This window comes from Curtobacterium sp. MCLR17_042 (assembly GCF_003234695.1).
Lineage (GTDB): Bacteria > Actinomycetota > Actinomycetes > Actinomycetales > Microbacteriaceae > Curtobacterium > Curtobacterium flaccumfaciens.
This window is the reverse complement of record NZ_QKTD01000006.1, coordinates 20,718-39,457: the sequence shown is the minus strand read 5'-3', so window position 1 is coordinate 39,457 and position 18,740 is coordinate 20,718. Positions and strand designations below refer to the sequence as shown.

Annotated in this window: 17 protein-coding genes and 1 tRNA gene; 9 read left to right on the top strand and 9 right to left on the bottom strand. The window is 65.9% G+C overall.

What is annotated here, in order from left to right:
• Positions 1–358: 358 nt before the first annotated feature.
• The 4 genes from DEJ02_RS07820 to DEJ02_RS18780 form a co-directional block, all read right to left on the bottom strand.
• Positions 359–2,020, bottom strand: coding sequence for an alpha/beta fold hydrolase (locus DEJ02_RS07820; protein ID WP_111032563.1), 1,662 nt, complete (start codon positions 2,018–2,020; stop codon positions 359–361).
• Entirely contained in the window at positions 2,013–4,703 is a 2,691-nt protein-coding gene (locus DEJ02_RS07815; protein WP_181440297.1) for an ATP-binding cassette domain-containing protein, read from the bottom strand. The genes DEJ02_RS07820 and DEJ02_RS07815 overlap by 8 nt, the downstream gene beginning before the upstream one ends.
• A 163-nt stretch (positions 4,704–4,866) precedes the next feature.
• The gene (locus DEJ02_RS07810; protein WP_181440296.1) at positions 4,867–6,129 is read right to left on the bottom strand and encodes a tetratricopeptide repeat protein; all 1,263 of its coding nucleotides are present in this window, start codon (positions 6,127–6,129) and stop codon (positions 4,867–4,869) included.
• A 1,281-nt stretch (positions 6,130–7,410) separates the two neighbouring features.
• Complete coding sequence (locus DEJ02_RS18780; RefSeq protein ID WP_368072981.1) at positions 7,411–7,584, bottom strand: helix-turn-helix domain-containing protein; 174 nt, start codon at positions 7,582–7,584, stop codon at positions 7,411–7,413.
• 292 nt (positions 7,585–7,876) lie between these two features.
• Here DEJ02_RS18780 and DEJ02_RS07800 point away from each other — a divergent pair, with 292 nt between their 5' ends.
• Positions 7,877–8,704, top strand: coding sequence for a hypothetical protein (locus DEJ02_RS07800; protein ID WP_111032559.1), 828 nt, complete (start codon positions 7,877–7,879; stop codon positions 8,702–8,704).
• Between the two features lie 76 nt (positions 8,705–8,780).
• Here DEJ02_RS07800 and DEJ02_RS07795 read toward each other — a convergent pair whose 3' ends face one another.
• Positions 8,781–9,023: a hypothetical protein gene (locus DEJ02_RS07795; RefSeq protein WP_146249240.1), complete on the bottom strand. Its 243-nt coding sequence runs from the start codon at positions 9,021–9,023 to the stop codon at positions 8,781–8,783.
• Positions 9,024–9,337: 314 nt separating this feature from the next.
• On the opposite strand from DEJ02_RS07795, the gene DEJ02_RS07790 reads away from it, so the two are divergent.
• Together DEJ02_RS07790 and DEJ02_RS07785 are read left to right on the top strand one after the other, a co-directional pair.
• Positions 9,338–10,219, top strand: coding sequence for a hypothetical protein (locus DEJ02_RS07790; RefSeq protein ID WP_111032557.1), 882 nt, complete (start codon positions 9,338–9,340; stop codon positions 10,217–10,219).
• Positions 10,197–12,134: a hypothetical protein gene (locus DEJ02_RS07785; protein ID WP_111032556.1), complete on the top strand. Its 1,938-nt coding sequence runs from the start codon at positions 10,197–10,199 to the stop codon at positions 12,132–12,134. Before DEJ02_RS07790 ends, DEJ02_RS07785 begins: the two co-directional genes overlap by 23 nt.
• 89 nt (positions 12,135–12,223) lie before the next feature.
• Here the strand turns inward: DEJ02_RS07785 and DEJ02_RS07780 are convergent.
• Positions 12,224–12,313, bottom strand: a tRNA-Ser gene (locus DEJ02_RS07780).
• A gap of 143 nt (positions 12,314–12,456) precedes the next feature.
• Between DEJ02_RS07780 and DEJ02_RS07775 the strand changes: the two genes are divergently transcribed.
• Complete coding sequence (locus DEJ02_RS07775) at positions 12,457–13,446, top strand: SGNH/GDSL hydrolase family protein (RefSeq protein WP_111032555.1); 990 nt, start codon at positions 12,457–12,459, stop codon at positions 13,444–13,446.
• Between the two features lie 10 nt (positions 13,447–13,456).
• Positions 13,457–14,818, top strand: coding sequence for a DNA repair protein RadA (gene radA / locus DEJ02_RS07770; protein WP_027467076.1), 1,362 nt, complete (start codon positions 13,457–13,459; stop codon positions 14,816–14,818).
• Positions 14,819–14,822: 4 nt separating this feature from the next.
• On the opposite strand, the gene DEJ02_RS07765 is transcribed toward radA, so the two are convergent.
• Positions 14,823–15,206, bottom strand: coding sequence for an SseB family protein (locus DEJ02_RS07765; RefSeq protein ID WP_017887661.1), 384 nt, complete (start codon positions 15,204–15,206; stop codon positions 14,823–14,825).
• Positions 15,207–15,487: 281 nt separating this feature from the next.
• Between DEJ02_RS07765 and DEJ02_RS07760 the strand changes: the two genes are divergently transcribed.
• A complete protein-coding gene (locus DEJ02_RS07760; protein WP_017887662.1) occupies positions 15,488–15,697 on the top strand; it encodes a cold-shock protein in 210 nt (69 codons plus the stop codon).
• A 121-nt stretch (positions 15,698–15,818) separates the two neighbouring features.
• Here DEJ02_RS07760 and DEJ02_RS07755 read toward each other — a convergent pair whose 3' ends face one another.
• A complete protein-coding gene (locus DEJ02_RS07755) occupies positions 15,819–16,511 on the bottom strand; it encodes a hypothetical protein (RefSeq protein ID WP_111032554.1) in 693 nt (230 codons plus the stop codon).
• A gap of 64 nt (positions 16,512–16,575) precedes the next feature.
• Positions 16,576–17,118 (bottom strand): amino-acid N-acetyltransferase, encoded by a 543-nt coding sequence (locus tag DEJ02_RS07750; RefSeq protein ID WP_071245253.1) that lies wholly within the window; start codon positions 17,116–17,118, stop codon positions 16,576–16,578.
• Between the two features lie 77 nt (positions 17,119–17,195).
• Between DEJ02_RS07750 and DEJ02_RS07745 the strand changes: the two genes are divergently transcribed.
• The 3 genes from DEJ02_RS07745 (at position 17,196) to DEJ02_RS07735 (ending at position 18,736) form a co-directional block, all read left to right on the top strand.
• Positions 17,196–17,648 carry an SRPBCC family protein gene (locus tag DEJ02_RS07745; RefSeq protein WP_027467072.1) on the top strand — a complete coding sequence of 151 codons (453 nt, stop codon included), beginning with the start codon at positions 17,196–17,198 and terminating at the stop codon, positions 17,646–17,648.
• Between the two features lie 192 nt (positions 17,649–17,840).
• Positions 17,841–18,284: a hypothetical protein gene (locus DEJ02_RS07740; RefSeq protein WP_035809351.1), complete on the top strand. Its 444-nt coding sequence runs from the start codon at positions 17,841–17,843 to the stop codon at positions 18,282–18,284.
• Positions 18,281–18,736: a hypothetical protein gene (locus tag DEJ02_RS07735; protein WP_111024020.1), complete on the top strand. Its 456-nt coding sequence runs from the start codon at positions 18,281–18,283 to the stop codon at positions 18,734–18,736. Before DEJ02_RS07740 ends, DEJ02_RS07735 begins: the two co-directional genes overlap by 4 nt.
• Positions 18,737–18,740: the final 4 nt, after the last annotated feature.

Here is an 18,740-nt window from a genome sequence, read left to right as displayed (position 1 = left end):
ACCGAGCTGCTCCAGGCCCACGCCGTCAACTTGCCACGGGCCACTTTCACCCAGACCGCGCGCGTGCGGGTATCCGGAGCGGACGTTCCGGTCTGACGGCGCACTCCTGCCTCCCAGAGCTACTCGGCGTAGCGAACGTCTTCACCGTGGAGGAATTTCATCTCACCTGCCTCAATGTAAGCGGGACCGACTCCGCGGAGATCTGTGTTCCGGTCCGGAGCTTCGAGGACAATGCTCCGGTGACCTTTCGTCGTCATGTTAGGCACAGAAGCTCGTCTCGACCGCTTACGAGACGAGGACTGCGCAAAACGTTCCGGAACTGACTTGACAGCGAGTACTTGGAGCCGCGCGACTGCGGTCAATGAGCTCCCACCGTCGCAAGAAACTTCTGTGTCTCCGAAGCGATTAGTGCTGCGTCCGCTTCGGTCGAGGCGTAGTGCTGACCTCCGGGAAGCCGGATCGATTGCCACGGGTTGCCCCGGTTCGACCATGCTTCGGCGACTTCGTCCGCGAGGTCCACCGGACAATGGGCATCGTTGACGCCGTGAAATGCAAGGACGCGAGCCTTAGAGTTGTAGCCACTGATGCCGTCGAAAAACCGTCCGTCGTCCCCGGCGAGATCGAACCGCCTGTCGAACCACAATCCGTGAGCCGGATCCATCGCCACCGCCCGATTCGCGTGCTCGCGAAGAGCGCCCGTGACACCGCCGATCACCAGGCCAATCACCCGATCTGAGACCGACGCGCCGGCGACGGCGACCGCGGCGCCGAAGCTCCATCCGGCAAGCACAACCGGTCCTCGCGCGGCCGCGATGGCGCGGTCGATGTCTGCTCTGATGGCCTGACGCCAGGCTTTCCATGGTCGACTTACCCACTCGGTATTCGGGTAGAGGGATCCGGGGTAATTTAAGCCGATCCAGTCCCATCCAGTGTCCGAGGCGTACCGCGGCAGACCAATCAGCCGTGGTTCGGGTATCTCGAACGCTTCCGGTCCGCCGTGTAGATGAACGACTGTCCCGCGTACCGCAGCCGCGGTGCGGCGGATCAATAGCGGGGGAGGAGTCCGATCAGCTCTGCGCGGTTTCGAGGTGGCGTCGACGCCGACGGCGTCAACGAGGTGGAGAACGTTGTCGTAGCCCTGCGCAGCGAGCACGGCACTGTTCGGTGCCAACGTCTTCCGCCCGCTGGGCACCTCGATGCGCTCGAGGTCAGCTTCGTCCGATCGAACACGAAACACTTCTGCGTTTGTACCGGTGAACACGCTCACGAGGATTTGACCGCTTCCTCCGCCGACGTCATCGACCGGTCCCGGTGTCGGAATGAAGTCAGTGCGTGAGGGACGGAAAACGTGAATCCCGGCGGGTGAAGCCGCGTCCCGATCGGCGGGGCTTGGAACCACCAGTGCGTTATCGGCAATGACTGGGCCTGCGCCGTCGATCTCAGTACCGGCGTCGTCATGACCCGAACGGATCCGAACGACTCTGGTGTGCAAGCCAGCAGGACCACGATCTTCCACGAGAGCGACGTGGCTTCCCGTACACGCTGCGACGTATTCTCCGGTTCGAACGGACGTCGACCAGCTCGACGGCGTAAATCCGCTTTGTTCGGAGCGCCCAAGTCGACGCACCGAGGTGCGTGAATGCTGCCAAAACGTCACTGCACCGGAAGGATCGCTGAGGACGACGACATCGTCATCGGCCGATTCAAAGATGATCGGCGGGTCGCTACCGACGCATACGAATGCATCGCCATCGAATGTGTATCGGTCCACTCGGGCGCTGATCGGCGTCAAATTGACCGCGACGAGTTCGTTCGCGGCGCCGGTAGCGATCTCATCAGCGACGATGTCGAGTTCGACGTGACGTAGCTCCGAGCTTGTTTCATCCAAACGCTGAAGGCCGGCCCTGCCGAGAAGGATCGTCGCATCGCACCGGCGAGCAATCGGTACCGCACGGTGGACCGCAAAGAGTGCTTCTGGCCCTGTGGGCGTGAATATGGAAGCAGCTCGGGCGTCACGCATGGGTGTCCACGCTGACGACTCGATCGAACAGGTCGAGATTCCGGTCAGAGTGAACTACGGCAACACCTTGCCCGCCGTGGCGAGCGAGCCCGTCCTTGAGTTGCGCGAGCGCGTTGCGTTCCGCGACGCGGTCGAGGGCGTTGAACGACTCATCAAGGAGGACGAGTCCGCTGAGCCGGTGATCGTCGATCCCCGCCAATGTGCGTTGCTGGATCGCTCCGGCCGGCTCGGTTTGCTGCTCGGCGAATGGGTCGGACGCCTCGATTACGGTAAGCACGCTGCGGTTTCGACGTGCTTCGGCGACTGCGTCGAGTGTGAGCGATTTCCCTGATCCACTCGGTCCGACCAGCCCGATGATCGTCACCTCCTCGTCGAGTGCGTCCAGCAACTCAGAAGCTGCAGGAGCGGCAGGGCGGAAGCCCCCCACGGCGGGCGATGCAGTCAAAAGCGTCTGAACGCGCCCGGCAGTGAGCGAGACGACCCCAACTCCGTGAAATGCCTCGATTGTGGATTGGACACCTGCAGACAGGGAAATCGCGAAGAACACGATTGCCGCCGGTGAGACCAATTGCGAGGTCAGCCCGGGGGTACATGCGATGACTGTGGCGGCAATATTCGTGGTCAGGACGATCGCCCCGACGAGACCGGTGCGAAACGCGTACGCCCGAGCGATCGCAACGTTCGTAGCCATGTAGCTCGCTTCGGCCTGCTCGTATCCGACCTTCGCCGCGACACCGAGGAGCCTGCCGTTCCGCGCGACACCGGATTCGACGAGCGCCCCGACCAGCCCGATGAAGTTGCCGCGTTCATTCGCGACAGCAGTCGCTGCGGGGGAGATCATTGCGGACCCACGAGAGAACGCAACGTACGCGAGCGGCGCGACGACGATCACCACCAGAAGCATGAGCGGTGCGCCTGCGACGGCGAGCCCGATTGTAACGGTTGCCTGCATCCCGACGAGAGCAGCCGCTCCGAGTGCGCCGGGCACGGACATCTGCAGTTCGGAGAAGTCTTCGCCGAGCCGGCCCACGATCGGGCCCGCGGTGCGCTTCGAGGCAAATGCGGGCAAGCGCTCAATGAGCATGTCGTGCAGTCGAGTCAATCGTCGGATCGGGACGGCGTAGAGCGTGTTGAAGTACAGTACGCAGCCCGTAAGCATTCCTAGGCCGCAGGAGAGAATGACAGGTACGTGGAGATCCGCGGCACGCTGACCTGCGCCGACCGCCGCAGCGAATGTCACTTCCGATGCGGCAATCAGCGCGGCACCAAGCAATATCCATGCAATGCCCGCTCCGAACACGATGCGAATCGCGGCGATCGTGCCGCCGCGAGCCGGCGGATCTGGCAGCGCCCCCGACGTTGCTTCGACCTCAGCGTCGGGGACGGCCAGGCGTTCACTCACCTGCTCGGTGTGGTCAGCCCTTGCTCTTTGATCCGGGAGGTAGTCCTCGGAGGAGAACACGACGGCGAAGGGGATGTCGGAAGCGTTCAGCACATTCAACATGCGTGACCGGTTCTTCCCGTCCAGCGATGCGAACGTGTCGTCGAGAATCAGCAGGTCGGGTTCGTCGGCAATCCCGAGCGCGACGGCCGCGCGGTGGCGTTCGCCGGATGACAACGAAGCCGGATCGGAGAAGAACCGTGCTTGCGTCGCGTCCGACAAGCCGAGCTCCTCGGATCGCCCCGCGAACGTCGAACGTGCGTGGTGGGAAGCGGTCCTTTCCCACGCCGCGAGCACTTGGGGCGCGAACGTCGGGTTGCGCGGGATGAAGCTGACCCCATTCTGTCCACTGATAGCGAGAAGGTGTTGCCCCTCCTCGGTGTCACGCTGCACGAACACGGCGCTTCCGTTGATCTTGGGATAGGCGGCGCCCTCGTCGCCGACGTGCGAGGTGGACTCATCGAGGGTTCGAAGCATCGGGATCGCCAGTCGGACGACGCGGTAATTGACCAAGTTGTTTTGTACAGCGCTATAGAAGTAGCGCGCAGCGACGATAAGGCCGATCCCGAACCCGGCGCTCGGGTCGATGGCGTTGGCGATGAGTGCTGCGATGACGAGGACGACGGTGAGGGCGCCCTTGTCGAGGAAACCGGTACCCAGCTGAAGGCACACTCGTTTACGGAGAAGCGTCTGCTCGTCATTTCGTACTTCGAGCACCTCGTTGACGGCCTGAGGCCAACCGGGTGCGAAGCGGCCCCGTGGCAGCGACGTGCACAGGACACGGATCCGTTCGCGACGTCTGCCCTCAAGAGCGATGTACTTCTCCCAAAGGGCGCCGACGCGGGCGATTAGTCGCACGCTGGCGAAGACCAGGAACGCGATCAAGACGACCGCCACTACTCCTCCGGCACCGTAAAGCGTGATCGTGACAATCAGTACGGCCACTATCTGCACACTCGACACGGCAAAGTCGACCACGTACGCGAACTGACTGATTTGCGTCGGGTAGGTCAGCACCTGTTCTCGCAAGCTCGAACGGTTTTCCGTGGCCTTCGACGATAGGAGCATAAATCGCCGAAAGATGAGCTGTCTTACTTGAGCGGTCAGGAGCAGTTCGTGGCGTTCTTTGACCCAGAATCCGATGGTCTCGGCCGCAAATCCCAGGGACAGGGTCAGGACGAGCTCCCACGGGAACCGATGAGCGGCCTCCCCGACCTGGCTGATAGTGAGAGTCACGGTCACGGATCCCGCGACGACCAACAGCCCCGCAGCGATGACGACTGCGGTTGTCCGTCGCGGGGCGAGAACGAGCCCCAGCCACGAGACCGGTCCGGTGCTGTGGCGTGACCGCCATCGCACATAGCGTCCGTCAGATTCGCTCAGTCGGCCCCACGGCTCTACAGCTCTAGGACGACGCATTCGCACTCCAGTTCTGGTCGACTAGCTCATCGTCGGGATATCGCGTCTTCAGCTCGCTGAGCGCCCGTCGGCCGTCGAACAACGGGTCGAGCTGTATCTCCGCTTCGATGTACAGCAGTTCAGTCTCGGCTCGACCGTTCAGCAGCTGCGGTTCGCCGTCGACCCAAGGTCGCTGCGCAAGCGTCCAGGAGTAGGTGCGGGCGGCGTTCGAAGCGCGAAGCATGTCAAGCAGGGCGGTCGCGTCTCCAAGTCGGGCGGCCACCTCGTATGCGTCCCGCGCGGCGTGGGCATCTTCCGCGAGCATGTGGAGGTAGCCGAGAAGGCGATGGGCTTCCGGGATACTCGGATCCAGCAGCACCGCTTGGCTTGCGGTTTGAATCGCCTCATGCAGATTGCCGTGGTCGGCTAGGAACCCTGCAAGGTCCTGCCAGTATTCGGCGAACTTAGGATCGAGCTCGACCGCACGCCGAAGGCACCGTTCGGCGTCGCCGTCTTCTCCCGCGGCTGCGTAGACTCGGCCGAGGTTGGACAGTAAGACCGTGTGATGGACCTTCTGACCGAACCTAGACACCTCGATGAACTTGATCCCGCGCTCCAGCATCACTGCAGCATCCTGGAGACGGCCTTCTCGGAACAGCAGCAGTGCCAGACCATTCCGGTTGAAGACTCGCTCGTAGAGCACTTGCTCCGATTCGGGTTCAAGCTTCAGCCGCTCCCAGGCCTGTTCAAGATGACGTTTTGCGAGTCCGTGGTCCCGGAGCGCCTGCGGGTGGTGACGTGCGGCCAGCATGGACAAGCTGTAGCGAGCGCGAGCCTCCGCCAATGGGGATTGTTCGGACCAACCGCTCCATAGCAACTGCGCGGTGCCCGTCTCGCCCTGCAGCGCGAACGCGAGTCCTAGTACGTCGCCAAGCAGTGGATCGACGCTTTGCGCCGTGTCAAGATAGATAGAAGCGATGCGCTCGGCATTCCAGGAGTCCCCGCAGTTCAAGAGCCGATTGAGGCCATCGCGCAGATTAGCATCGCCAGAGGAGGCAGCGAGGATGAGCGAGTCGACGAAGCGCTGCTCATCATCCGGCTGCGCCTCTCCTCTGAAGCGTGCAACGTGAGCCTCGACGAGCCGATTCGCAACGAGCAGGTCAAGGAACTCGGCATCAATCTCGGATGGCCATCCGGACAGACGAATCGTCGTCCCCGCGGGCAAGCCATCCGCGATGCTGCGCGCTACTAAGCGCAGACCTCGCCGCACGCGATCACTTGTGTAATACCGAAGTTGGTCGTCGGGAGTCTGCTGTTCGCTTAGACTCTCGCCTTGTGTCCCCGGACGTAGGAATACAGCTCGTGTCAGCGAGTGGATCGCCCAGTTCGACCCGGTGAGAGCGTCGACCTGTCGGATGATCGCCCGCGTAAGCGCGAGCGGCGTCTCCGTTGATGTAGCACGAACGTCAATATCCAATTTTCCCCCCAAGCCACTGTCCTGATGGTGTGGCGGGGGGCTGACCCGCAAAAAAACCTGCGCCTTGATGCGACTCAGCCCCTCGCTGAAATGCCGAACAGCTAGATCTGCACCGACTTGTAGCAGTACATGACGGACATGTTTGTCTTCGGCTTTTCGACCTTGCGAGTGGTGATCTTCATGACGTTTCCCCTTTCGTCGGAAGTAGACGACCGCCCTCCGGCCGCCGAGCGGCGAACCGCTTGAGTGCCACAATAGGAACGCTTCAACCGTTGCGCAAGATGCAACTTCGGCCGAGTATGTCGATGCGCGGAGAGGCGCTCGTCGTGTGGGCATGCGCGACTGGCGTCGTGACAGTCCGCTCATCGCCGAGTTGCTCATCAGGTGCGGCCCCGTCGGCAGTCACGGTTCATCGTCGTTCGAATGGACCTCGACAAACCCGAGCGGGCGCTCCTCCTGGCCGGCGACCCGAACGAGCCGCGTCTCACCTGATGGCCGACAGAGTTTCATCGGAAGCCTTTCGTGCCCGTGGCACTCAACGAGTCCTTCCGCTGCCGCTGCGGACTGGACAGGGGCGCCCCGCCAGGTCTACGTTCCTAGTTATGACCGCACCGGATCCGCTCACAGACTTTTTGAGTCTCGTTGCGGACGTCGACGTGCCACGTCTGGGGTGGCCGACATCGATGCTCCCACCGGACGGCGTGCACGTGTCTGCCGTCGAGCGCAAGGGCGGGTCCAGCGTCAGCATCTTCGCGTCCTCCGAGGGCGCGGAGGCTGGCGCCCGATTGGACCTCGTCACGCGAGAAGTCGTGGTCACTTCAAGCGGTATGGACGCAATCCAGGAGCGCACCCTCCGTCGCCTCGTGCTGAGCTACGTCGCAGATCGGAACGCGTTCGACGAACAAAGCGGCATCGACACCCGTCCTGCGCCGCCGGAGCGTGGTGAAGACGACCCCGACAGGTGGACCTCGATGCAGCTCCTCGCAGCGGTGACCGATGGCTCCTGGTATCCGCCAGCACCGGCACGTCGGGATCCCGCCAACTGGGCAGAGTTCTTCGCCCGCGCTGAGGAGTTCAACCGCGAGTTCCGGAGGCCGGACGACGTGGCCACAGCTCCGCGTCAAGTCCCGCCTCAAGCCGGGCAATCGTCTGCAGGTCCGGCCACGCCTGACCCGCCAGGACACGCTGGAGAGTGACATGGCCGATGCCGGCATCAGCAGCGACCGCGCGGAGACTGCGTCCCGCCATCGCGTCGCGGAGATTGAGGACGAACTGGCGGGCGACTTCACCGAACGGATCACGGGACCGAACGCTCGGCCACGGTGCGTCAGCGAGCTCCACCGGCAGCGCACGCATCGGTCGACCCATGCGTTCAGCGTAGAGGGCACATCGCGGCCGAGCGCACGTCGCACCGACTACATCCTCACAACGGGGCCAGCACGCACTCGCCGTCCGCGCATGCAGAGGACGACATGACCGCCGATGGCGAAGTTCTCAAGCAATGACGCGGGGTTCCGGCAGCAGCCCGTACCGACCGCAGATGGCCGACACCGAGTGGGCGGCCATCGCACCGTACGTCCACGACGTCGTCACCCGGGCAGAACCCCTCGTCACCTACGAGGCACGAGACCTCTACCCCGTCGTCGCGCGGTTGGCCTTGTTCGCCCATCAGGTTCACATGCCCCTTGAGGACGACGAAGTCCTCAACCCGTTCACGGTCGAACGGTTCGTGCAGTTCCACCTCAACTCGTACAACCGCGCCAGCCGTAACAGCATGCGCGCCCGCCTACGTCGTGTCTCCGAAGCACTCCTCGGCGAGCGTGCCGCCGTCCGGACTCGAGCACTCGGGAAAGCGGAAGCATCCCGGCCGTACACGCCCAAACAGGTCGCGGAACTCGATGGGTGGGCGCTCGCGCAACCATCCGAGGAGCGGCGAACCTCAGCGCGCGGACTTCTTGCACTCGGCCTCGGCGCGGGCCTCACCGGCGCCGAGATCATCGCACTCCGCACCAGCAGCACCCACACCATCGGGGCCACGACATACGTCGATGTGGCGGGCGCCGACGAGCGCGTCGTTCCGGTCCTACCCGACTGGGCTGACGAACTCGGCGAACGATTAGCCTACGTCGGCGAAGACGGGTGGGCGTTCCGCTCCGAGCAACGCGGCGGCAACATCAACCTCATCACCGACTTCGTCTCCCGGAACGGGCCACACATGCCCCTGCAGGCGCGGCGGATGCGTGCCACGTGGCTCGTGCACCACCTCGAGGCGGGAACACCGGTGAAGGCTCTGCTGCGCATCGCTGGACTGCGATCAGCGGAGGCGCTCGACCGAGTCCTGCCCTTCGTGAAGGACTCGACGCCGTGACCGGCCCCGCCGCCTCGCCGCCCACGCCGTAGACCGGCCCAGGAGACGGGATCGAAGCGGCGGAGCCGACCAGCAGCTACCGCCGGGCGCGCGGCTCGAGGATCATTCCGCGGTCGGCGAGGATGCGGACCGCTTCGGAGAGCGCGGCTGCGAGGTCGGCGGCGTCTTCCATATTGACGGTCAGGGCGGCTCCCCCCGGGCCTTTGATCGTCATCGTGTCCTTCGTGCCGAGGAAGACGGTGAGGTCGTCCGCGAGCTCTGCGACCGCCGTTCCGTCGGCGCGGTCCACTTCGAACCAGCTGCGTTTCGTCGTTGCCATGGTGTTCTCCGTTCTGAACCTGCACCGTGCGGGCTCGAAGATCCGTATGCGCGGATGAAGGGTGCGACACGCCCGGGATGCATCGCTCGGCGTGCTGATTCACATCGCCGGAGTCGGTTGACGATTCGATCCCTGATCGGGACTTTTGCAGCTGAGTGCGGATCTTGGATCCCGGATCAGGCGCTTCACATCCCCGCTCACGCGTTCGCCCGCGCATAGGCCAGCACGTGAAACCGACACCCAACGCCCCTTCCCAAACCGCGCAGCCAGTACCACACTTTGTTCCTAACAACGAACACAACTCGCCGGAAATCGTGGAGGTCATCATGCGGTACTTCCCAGCGCGCACGAATCCCGCACTGTGGCACCCCATCCGACTGTTCGTCACGCAGAGCGTCCTCGACTACCGCCCAAACACGGTCCAGGCAGCGCGCAGTCTCATCTCCACCCTGACCGGATATGTGCTCTGGGCCGTTCACGAGATGCACGCCCCCCTCGACCGTGACGACCTGTTCTACCCGCTGATGATTCGGCGGTACATCAGCAGCATCTCCCACACCGAATCGTCCAAGCAGACCTACGAATCCGCGCTCTACCGCCTCGCGAACGTCATCGGTGGACTCCCTGATAAGGACCGTCCCCCTTCGGCGCGCGGCCTCAGCCCAGTCCGGTCGTACACGAACCGCGAGCTGGCCGACATCGACGGCTGGATATCCGTCCGGAAGACCCCGACCAAACGGCGGGACGCCAGCATCATCGTCGGGCTCGCCGGCGGCGCAGGCGTTCGAAGCACAGAGATGCCAACCATCCGACAAGACGGCATCCGGCGCGACACGCAAGGCCGCACCACCGTCAACGTCGGTGGCCGAAACCCCAGGACCGTCGACGTCCTTCCCGACTGGAACTCGCACTTCGATGACCTCCTTCTCGAACCACCCGCTGACCAGACCGCAGTCCTCAAGAGCACAAGCACGGTGACCGGCTTCTCAAACGCGATGAACGCACTTATCAGAGGCCCACACCCCGCTCCCGACCTCACGCTCCTCCGCGAGACGTGGCTCCTGCGCACCCTCCAGACACTGCCCGTCGCCGACCTCATGCATCAAGCCGGCTTCGCCACGCCCGCATCCCTCACTCGATACATGCCATACCTCACCCCAGGAGTAAGCGACCGTGAACACCGCAACCGCAGCTAGCAACAACGACGACGACGACGCCACAAACCGCTTCGACGAACTCGTCTGGGGCAAACTCACCACGCAGGAAGCCCGCGCAGGAAGCGGCAGCCACGCGATGATTCCCGGCTGGTGGGCCGCCGCATGGCTCGCCCGGATGCTCGCTTCCCCGCTGCCCGGACGCTGCGACCTCTGGCGCACCGAAGACAACGCCGACAAGAAGCCCGGCGGACGGAAGCCACTGTTCAGCGACTCCGTCACTCTCACCCTCTCAATGATGCTCGTACTTGAAGGCCAGCCGCTGAACCCCACCACGCTCGGGCACCTCCTCGAAACCCGACTCGACGACGACGCCAAGGAAGCGCTCGGTATCGCACACCTCTACAACCGTGCCGACCGCGACTGGTACCACGTCGCCTACCGGGCGCTGCGCCGCATCATCAAGCTCATCGACGGCTGGCCCGCGCCCAAACGCCTCATGCTCGTCGACGAACGAGAAGCGATTCTCGACAGCCGCGACGAAACCGACGTCGCCGCAAAGCGTGCCCGGGGACAGGAGTTCGGCAACATGCTCCTCGACATCGTCATCAGCATGCAGCCCGAGGAACACCAGCGAACCAGTATCTCCGTCTCCGTCGACCAGACCTCCCTCCGAGCCGGCAGCCAGCGACGCCGATGGAAGCGCGACAAGAAGACCGGGAAGGAAATCCGCCGCTACCACCCAACCACCGGAGCCGAACTCGACCGCCCAACCCTCGAGCTGGAAGCAGGTCTCTACCCGAAGGAGAAGGGCGCAGCAATCAAGGACCCCTCCGGCGCGGACGTGTTCATCGCCTCCCAGTGGGAGAACGTCTACGTCGCCAACATCCTCATCGACACTCGTGAGGACCCGACCGCCGACCACAGCGACGCGTCCCCGCTGCTCATCCGCGCCATCAGCGTCGCCACCCCCAACAAGCGCGTCGGCGAAGACACCCTCGAACTGCTCGACTCCATCCAGTCGCGCGGCTACGACATCACCCGGCTCACCTTCGACATGGGTTACAACCACGCCATGTCCGGCGGCTTCCACAAGGGGCTGCGCGAACGAAGCATCCCCAACGTGCAGGAGTACCGCGCGGAGCAGAAGGGCATCACCAACGGCGTCGGCGGAGCGAAGTTCGTCGAAGGTGATTACTACTGCCCGGGGACCGCTCCCGAGCACCTCGACGCAACCGTCAGATTCGACGAAGCAAAGGGGGACGTCAGCGAACGGCAGTGGCGAGACAACCTCGCAGAACGGTGGAGGTTCGCTCTCCACCTCAAGGACGTGAAACCAAACGGGAAAATCCGACTCAGCTGCCCCGCGCTCGGACCGTCCGCCACCGTCGCATGCCCCATCCGCGACGCACACGCACGGGCATTCCGCGGGAAGCGGGAGGCCGGCCAGGTCCTCAAGAAGAACCTGCCGAAGCGCTGGGCCGAGACCGCCGTCTGCTGCCAGGACTCCATCACCGTCGACCCGAACGAGTTCCTCACCGAACAGCAGAAGTACCGCTACGGCAGCGACACATGGTTCGACGTCTACCGCACGGACCGGAACGTCGTCGAATCGGTCAACGACAAGCTCAAGTCCGACTTCCGCGTCGACCTGAACAGTGAGCGACGGATGCGCGGCCTCGCCGCAAACCAGTACGTGTTCGCGTTCAAAGCCGCCGCTCTGAACTACAAGCGCATCGCCGACTACGCGCGCGCCCAGCTCCGCAAGGCGGAGAAGGCGAAGCGTCGCTCCAACCTCACCCCCATCCGCCCCAACGTCGAACTGCCCGCCACGGTTTCGAAGCCGGTCGAGAAGATGGTCCGCAGCCGCGACCGGCACGGATGGTCCGACTACGGACGCAACCGGAAGAAGTTCCGCAGCGTCGAAGTCAAGCCCGACATCACGCCCGAAGGCTGAACCAGAAGAGCCCCCGACCAGATGGTCGGGGGCTCTTCTATGTCCGGGAGTTTCGCAAAAAGGGCAAGCCAGATTCGCAAACAGCCCGTTGGCGGTACCGGTGGGATTTGAACCCACGGTGGAGTTGCCCCCACACATGTTTTCGAGACATGATCCTTCGGCCGCTCGGACACGGTACCGGGAAAGAGTTTACACGATCCGGGAGGCCCGTGATGACACCCCGGGTCGGATCGCCCTCCACAAGCGGTCACCAGCAGGGCTCTCCCCACACCCACAGGTCCTCCTCGTCTCCGGCAAGACCGGCGGGCGTACCGTCCACGGCATGAGATCCCGCACGCTCATCGCACTCCTCACCTCCGTCATCGGCAGCCTCGGCGTCGTCGGCGCCGCAGCCGTCGGTGCCCGCGCCGGCGTGAAGGGCCAACGGGCAGCGGCGCAACGGGTCGTCGACATGCTCCCGATCCACGCCGACTGGTGGCGGGAACGACAGCAGCACGAGGGGCAGCTGCTCTACGTGGCAATCGGTGACTCGGCAGCGCAGGGCGTCGGTGCCACTGCACCCGGCCGTGGCTACGTGGGGCTGCTCGCGCGGCGCATCCGGCACCGTTCCCACATGTCGGTCCGGGTGGTGAACCTCAGCGTCTCCGGCTCGACCACCTGGGGCGCAAAACGTGATCAGCTGCCGAAGCTCCGGCACTACGCGCCCGACGTCTGCACGGTGTCGATCGGGGCGAACGACATCGCCGACTTCGACCCGGACAAGTTCGAGCGGAACATCCGGGCGATCTACGGCGCGGTCCCGTCGCACGCCGTGGTGGCCGAGCTGCCGTGCATGTTCGTGCCGGACCGGGAGCGCAAGGTGGCGGTGGCGAACGAGATCGTGCACCGGGTGGCCGACGAGTTCGGGCTGACGGTGGCGCCGCTGCACACCATCACGAAGCGCGTCGGGGTCCGCCGCACCTTCTTCAACAGCTACGGCGACCTGTTCCACCCGAACGACCGCGGCTACGAGGTCTGGGCGAGCGCCTTCGAGCCGGCGGTCGACGCGCGGGTCGACACCGTGGCGGCGATCCGGCACTACCTGTCCGTGCGCGAGGCCGAGAACCTCGGTCGTGACGCCGGGGCGGTGGCGAACGCCCGCGCCGAGCAGGACACCGACGGCGCCGAGGCACTCGACCACGCCTCGCGCCAGGGCCCGGGGCCGGTCGAGCGTCTGCGCCACCGGATGACCGGGTCGATCGCGCTGCCCGATGACCGAGACCAGTCAGACGAGCCGGGCGGCCACGCCGGTGATGTCGGCCGTACGGCCTAGCCTCGACGACATGGCGCGCCCGCAGTCCCTCTACCGTTGCACCGAGTGCGGCTGGACCAGCATCAAGTGGGTGGGCCGGTGCGGTGAGTGCCAGACCTGGGGCACCGTCGAGGACAGCTCCGCGGCGTCCGCGAGCACCCGGGGCACGTCAGCGGTCGCCGTCACCGGCGCCCGGGCGGCGCGACCGATCACCGAAGCCCGCGGCACCTCGGTGCAGCGCTGGCAGACCGGCATCGGCGAGTTCGACCGCGTCCTCGGCGGTGGCGTGGTGCCGGGTGCGGCGGTCCTGCTCAGCGGCGAGCCGGGTGTCGGCAAGTCGACCCTGCTGCTCGAGGTCGCCTCCCGAGCCGCAGCCTCGGGCAAGCGCGTCCTCTACGTCAGCGCCGAAGAGTCCGTCGACCAGGTCCGACTCCGTGCCGAACGCACCGGGGCGATGCACGACGACCTGTACCTGGCGAGCGAGGTCGACCTCGGCGTCATCATCGGCCAGATCGACCAGGTCCAGCCCGACCTGCTCATCGCCGACTCCGTGCAGACCATCTCGTCGAGCTCGATCGACGGCATCGCGGGTGGCACGTCCCAGGTGCGCGAGGTCGCCTCGACCCTGATCCGCATCGCGAAGGACCGCGCCCTGCCCGTCCTCATCGTCGGCCACGTCACGAAGGACGGCACGATCGCCGGCCCGCGGCTCCTGGAGCACCTGGTCGACGTCGTGTGCCACTTCGAGGGCGACCGGCAGACCGCACTGCGCTTCGTCCGGGCGCTCAAGAACCGCTTCGGCCCCACCGACGAGGTCGGGTGCTTCGACATGGGCGGCGACGGCATCCACGAGGTCCCCGACCCGAGCGGCCTCTTCATGTCGAAGAACGCCACGCCGGTGTCCGGCACCTGCGTCACCGTCGCACTCGAGGGGCGTCGCGCGCTGCCGGTCGAGGTGCAGGCCCTCATCGTCCCGAGCTCGGCGCCCCAGCCCCGCCGGGTCGTGAACGGTGTCGATGCCTCCCGTGTCGCGATGCTGCTCGCGGTGCTCGAACGCCGCGCCGGCCTCAAGCTGTCCGATGCCGACGTCTACGTCTCCACGGTGGGCGGCATGAAGCTCACGGAGCCCGGCGCCGACCTGGCGATCGCACTGGCCCTCGCGAGCGCCGCACGAGACCGTCCGTACCCGCACACGCTCGCGGCCGTCGGCGAGATCAGCCTCGCCGGCGAGATCCGTCCGGCCACGGGCACGAAGCAGCGCGTGAACGAGGCCACCCGCCTCGGGTTCACGACCGTGCTCGGCTCGGACTCCGGGCACCTGCGCGAAGCCCTGCGTGTGGCGTTCTCGATGACGCAGTCGCCGCGCGAACGCGAGCTCGACCGCGCGTTCTGAGCGGCTACGCGCGCAAAGCGGCCAGCAGGTCCGCCGGCGCGGCCTGCATCGTGTGCGGGCCGGCGATGTCGAAGAACACGCCCTCGAGCATGTCGAGGTGGGCGGCCAGGAACTCCTCGAGCCGCGGCCCGTCGTAGACCATGACCTGCCGGATCTTCTCGTCCGGCACCATCGCCGTGTAGGCGTCCGCCGACGAGAACAGCAGCAGGATGCGCTTGTCCGACCCCTCACGGCCGAACACCCGCACCTGCATGTCCTTCTTGCCGGTGACGAGTCGGGGGACGATCACGATGTCGTGGCGGAGCGCGAACGCCACCGCAGCGACGTCCTGCTTCGCGAGGGCTTCCTCGAGCTGTTCGCTCCGGAAGCGCTGTTCCTTGTCTGCCATCAGCTCAATTCCACCAGATTTTCGTCGTTCCGTGACGCACGGGTAGCCAGTCGGCCCAGAGCACGCTAGCCTGATGGAACCGCTTCGGCGGCGCTCAACGTCCGGGCGAGGTGGTTTGCCCCTCAACCCGGGCCCCCAGGGTCACTGGCCGACAGGCCTGGCCCCGAACCCGTCCCGCCGGCACCTGCCCGCGTGGCGCATCACCCCCGTCGACGTACGTCGGGGTCTCCGTCGGTGCATCTGCACCTTGGCGGAAGCAAGAAAGCTAAGGAAACGCCATCATGGCATCTACCGGTACCGTCAAGTGGTTCAACAACGAAAAGGGCTTCGGCTTCATCGCCCCGGACGACGGCAGCGCTGACGTCTTCGCGCACTTCTCTGCGATTGCTGGCAACGGCTACAAGTCGCTCGAGGAGAACCAGAAGGTGGAGTTCGACATCACCGAGGGCCGCAAGGGCCCGCAGGCGGAGAACATCACCGTCCTCGGCTGATCACATCAGCTTGAACAGGCCCCGTCGTCTTCGGACGACGGGGCCTGTTGCTGTTTCCGGCACCTCTGCTCGGCACAGCCCAGCCGGAGCGGATCGGAACCGCGAACCGCGCACCCGCCGCCTACTGCAGGATGAACTGCACCGAGGTCTTCGACTCGAGGTTCCCGACGGCGACCTGCAGGTGGTAGCTCGCGCCTCCCGCGGTGACCGCCGGCCGTGACGAGTCGCACGTCGACGTGGACGAGCGGGTGCGGTCCCAGGCGATCGCCGGGGTCGTGAGCGTCTGACCGGACTTGATCGTGACGTCCTGGTTCGTGCCGCCGGTCTGGCAGTCCTTCGACGACCAGTACTGCTCCTGGCCGGAGCTGATCGTCAGCACCTGCTGCGCCGATCCGAGGTCCAGGTGGCAGGAGTTCGTGCCGGAGTTCTTGATCGACATCGCGATCTTCGGGTCCTCGGTGGGGCCGTAGGCCGACTTGTCGAGCACCGGGGTCAGGACGATCTGGTCCTTCGTGCAGGTCGAACCGTCGGCAGCTGCGGGCTTCGACGCAGAAGCCGAGGCGGAAGCCGACGGCTTCGGCGCAGCAGACCGCGAGGACCCGGAACCGGACCCAGAACCGGCAGACGATGCATCGGCACCAGACCCAGCAGAGGCCGACGCACTCGGCGCCGCCGAGGTGGCCCCGCTCCCCCGCCCGACGACGATGAGCACCACGACCAGGACGACGACCAGCAGCGCCGCGAGCACGAGCGCCCGGCGACGCCAGTAGACGACCGGCTTCTCGGGCCCGACGGGGTGACGCAACGACGACATGCGCACAGGGTAGACAACGGTGCGTGCCGCGCCCGGCCACCCCGCCGGGCGGCACGAGAAAGCGTCAGAGGTTCTTCAGCATGCGGGTGTTGCCGAGGGTGTTCGGCTTGACCCGGGCGAGGTCGAGGAACTCCGCGACCCCTTCGTCCGACGAGCGGACCAGTTCGGCGTAGACGTCCGGCGACACGACGCTCTCGCCGATCTCCAGGTACCCGTGCTTCGCGAAGAAGTCGACCTCGAAGGTCAGGCAGAAGATCCGGGCGACGCCGAGTTCACGGGCGTCGTGCTCGAGCGCTTCGAGCATCCGGTGCCCGACGCGCTTGTGGATCCACTGCTCGTCGAGGGCGAGCGTGCGCACCTCGGCGATGTCGTCCCAGAACACCGCGAGCGCGCCGCACCCGATGGGCGTGCCGTCGGGCCCTTCGGCGATCCGGAACTGCTGGATCGAGCCGTACAGGGCGACGTTCTCCTTGCCGAGCAGGATGCGCCGGTCGACGTAGGGGGCGATGAGCCGCTGGATGTGCGGGACGTCCGAGGCGAGCGCCGGACGCACGAGGATCCCGTGGTCGTCGCGCTCGTGGAACGCGTGCTTGCCGTGCTCTGTCATCCGCCTCACACTACCGGGGTCGCAGGGGGACAGCGCTGCTGAGTGCCGCCCAGGTCGATCGGCCTACCGTCCGGTGCATGCCTCAGATCATCGAAACCGTCGACGTCAACGTCCCCGTCCGCCAGGCCTACGACCAGTGGACCCGTTTCGAGGAGTTCCCGCACTTCCTCGACGAGGTCGAGAAGATCGTCCAGGTGGACGACAAGACCACCGACTGGACCGTGAAGATCGCCGGCCAGGAGCGCGAGTTCCGGGCCCTCATCACGGAGCAGCACCCCGACGAGCGTGTCGCCTGGACCGTGAAGGACGGCGAGACCGACCACGCCGGGGTCGTCACCTTCCACAAGCTCTCCGACGCCGAGACCCGTGTCACCGTGCAGATCGACTGGGAGCCCTCCGGCATCCTCGAGAAGCTCGGCTCCGCCGTGGGCGTCGGTGGCCACGCCGTCAAGAAGGACCTGCAGAACTACAAGGAGCGCGTCGAGAACGCACCGACCCAGCCGGGCTGGCGCGGCGACGTGCAGGCGTAGTCCGCACCACACGACGGACGGGAGGCGCGGTGCCAGCTGGCACCGCGCCTCCCGTTCGTTCGTCCCCCGTTCGGCATCCCCCCATCGAAATGCCGACCTGACGAGCGAGCGCGAGCCTGGCAGAGTGGTGACACCGGCCGACGCGCTGGATCAGTTTTATCATGTCTGAGACAGATGTGAGAGTGGGGACACGTGATCGAGTACAACGACGACGACGCACACCGTCGGGAACTGTCGCGCAAACTGCAGCTCCTGATGGACGTCGTCGAGGCCAACTCGGGCCAGCGACCCCCGTACAAGGAGATCGCCGCCGAGATCGAGGCGCAGGGTGCGTCGATGAGTCGACCGCGCTGGGGCTACATGCTCGGCGGCAACGGTCCGGCCGTGCGAGACCAGCGACTCCTGGCTGCCCTGGCGACCTACTTCGGCGTCCCGGCGGAGTACCTGACCGACGCGGCCGGCAACACGGACGTGCCGGAGCGGGTGCAGGCGCAGCTGGAGCTCGTGCTCGAACTCCGCAAGCGCGAGGTCGTCGCGTTCGCGACCCGGCGTCTGGGCGAGTTCGCCTCGGCGGACGAGATCCGCGACTTCACCGACCACCTGCGTCGCCTGGACGAATCGGGCGGCACCCCGTGAGCGGCTACCGTGACCGCTTCGACGCCCTGCGTCGGCAGACCGAGGCCCGTCGCCGCGTGCAGCGCCTCGGGCTCCCCCGTCGGCTGTCCCTGCCGGAGCTGACCGCCCGTGCCGAGGCGGCGCTCGGCAAGCCGATCCACGTGCGCACCACGGAGCTGCCGGGCGACCTGTCCGCGCGGCTCATCCAGCGCACCGACCACGCCCTGCTCGAGACCCGCCCCGGGCTGTCCGAGCGCTCCCGGGTGGCCTGCGTGCTGCACGAGCTCGCCCACGTGTTCATGGACGACACCGGCTGCGACCACCAGGCGTACACGGGGCTGCTCAGCGGCCGGACGGCGTTCACCCGCTCGCTGGACACCCCGCACGAACAGGCCGTCGAGCTCGTCGCCGACCAGCTCGCGCTGCGGATCGGGCTGCTCGACCCCGAGGGCCAGCCCGGGATCTTCCGGTGACGCG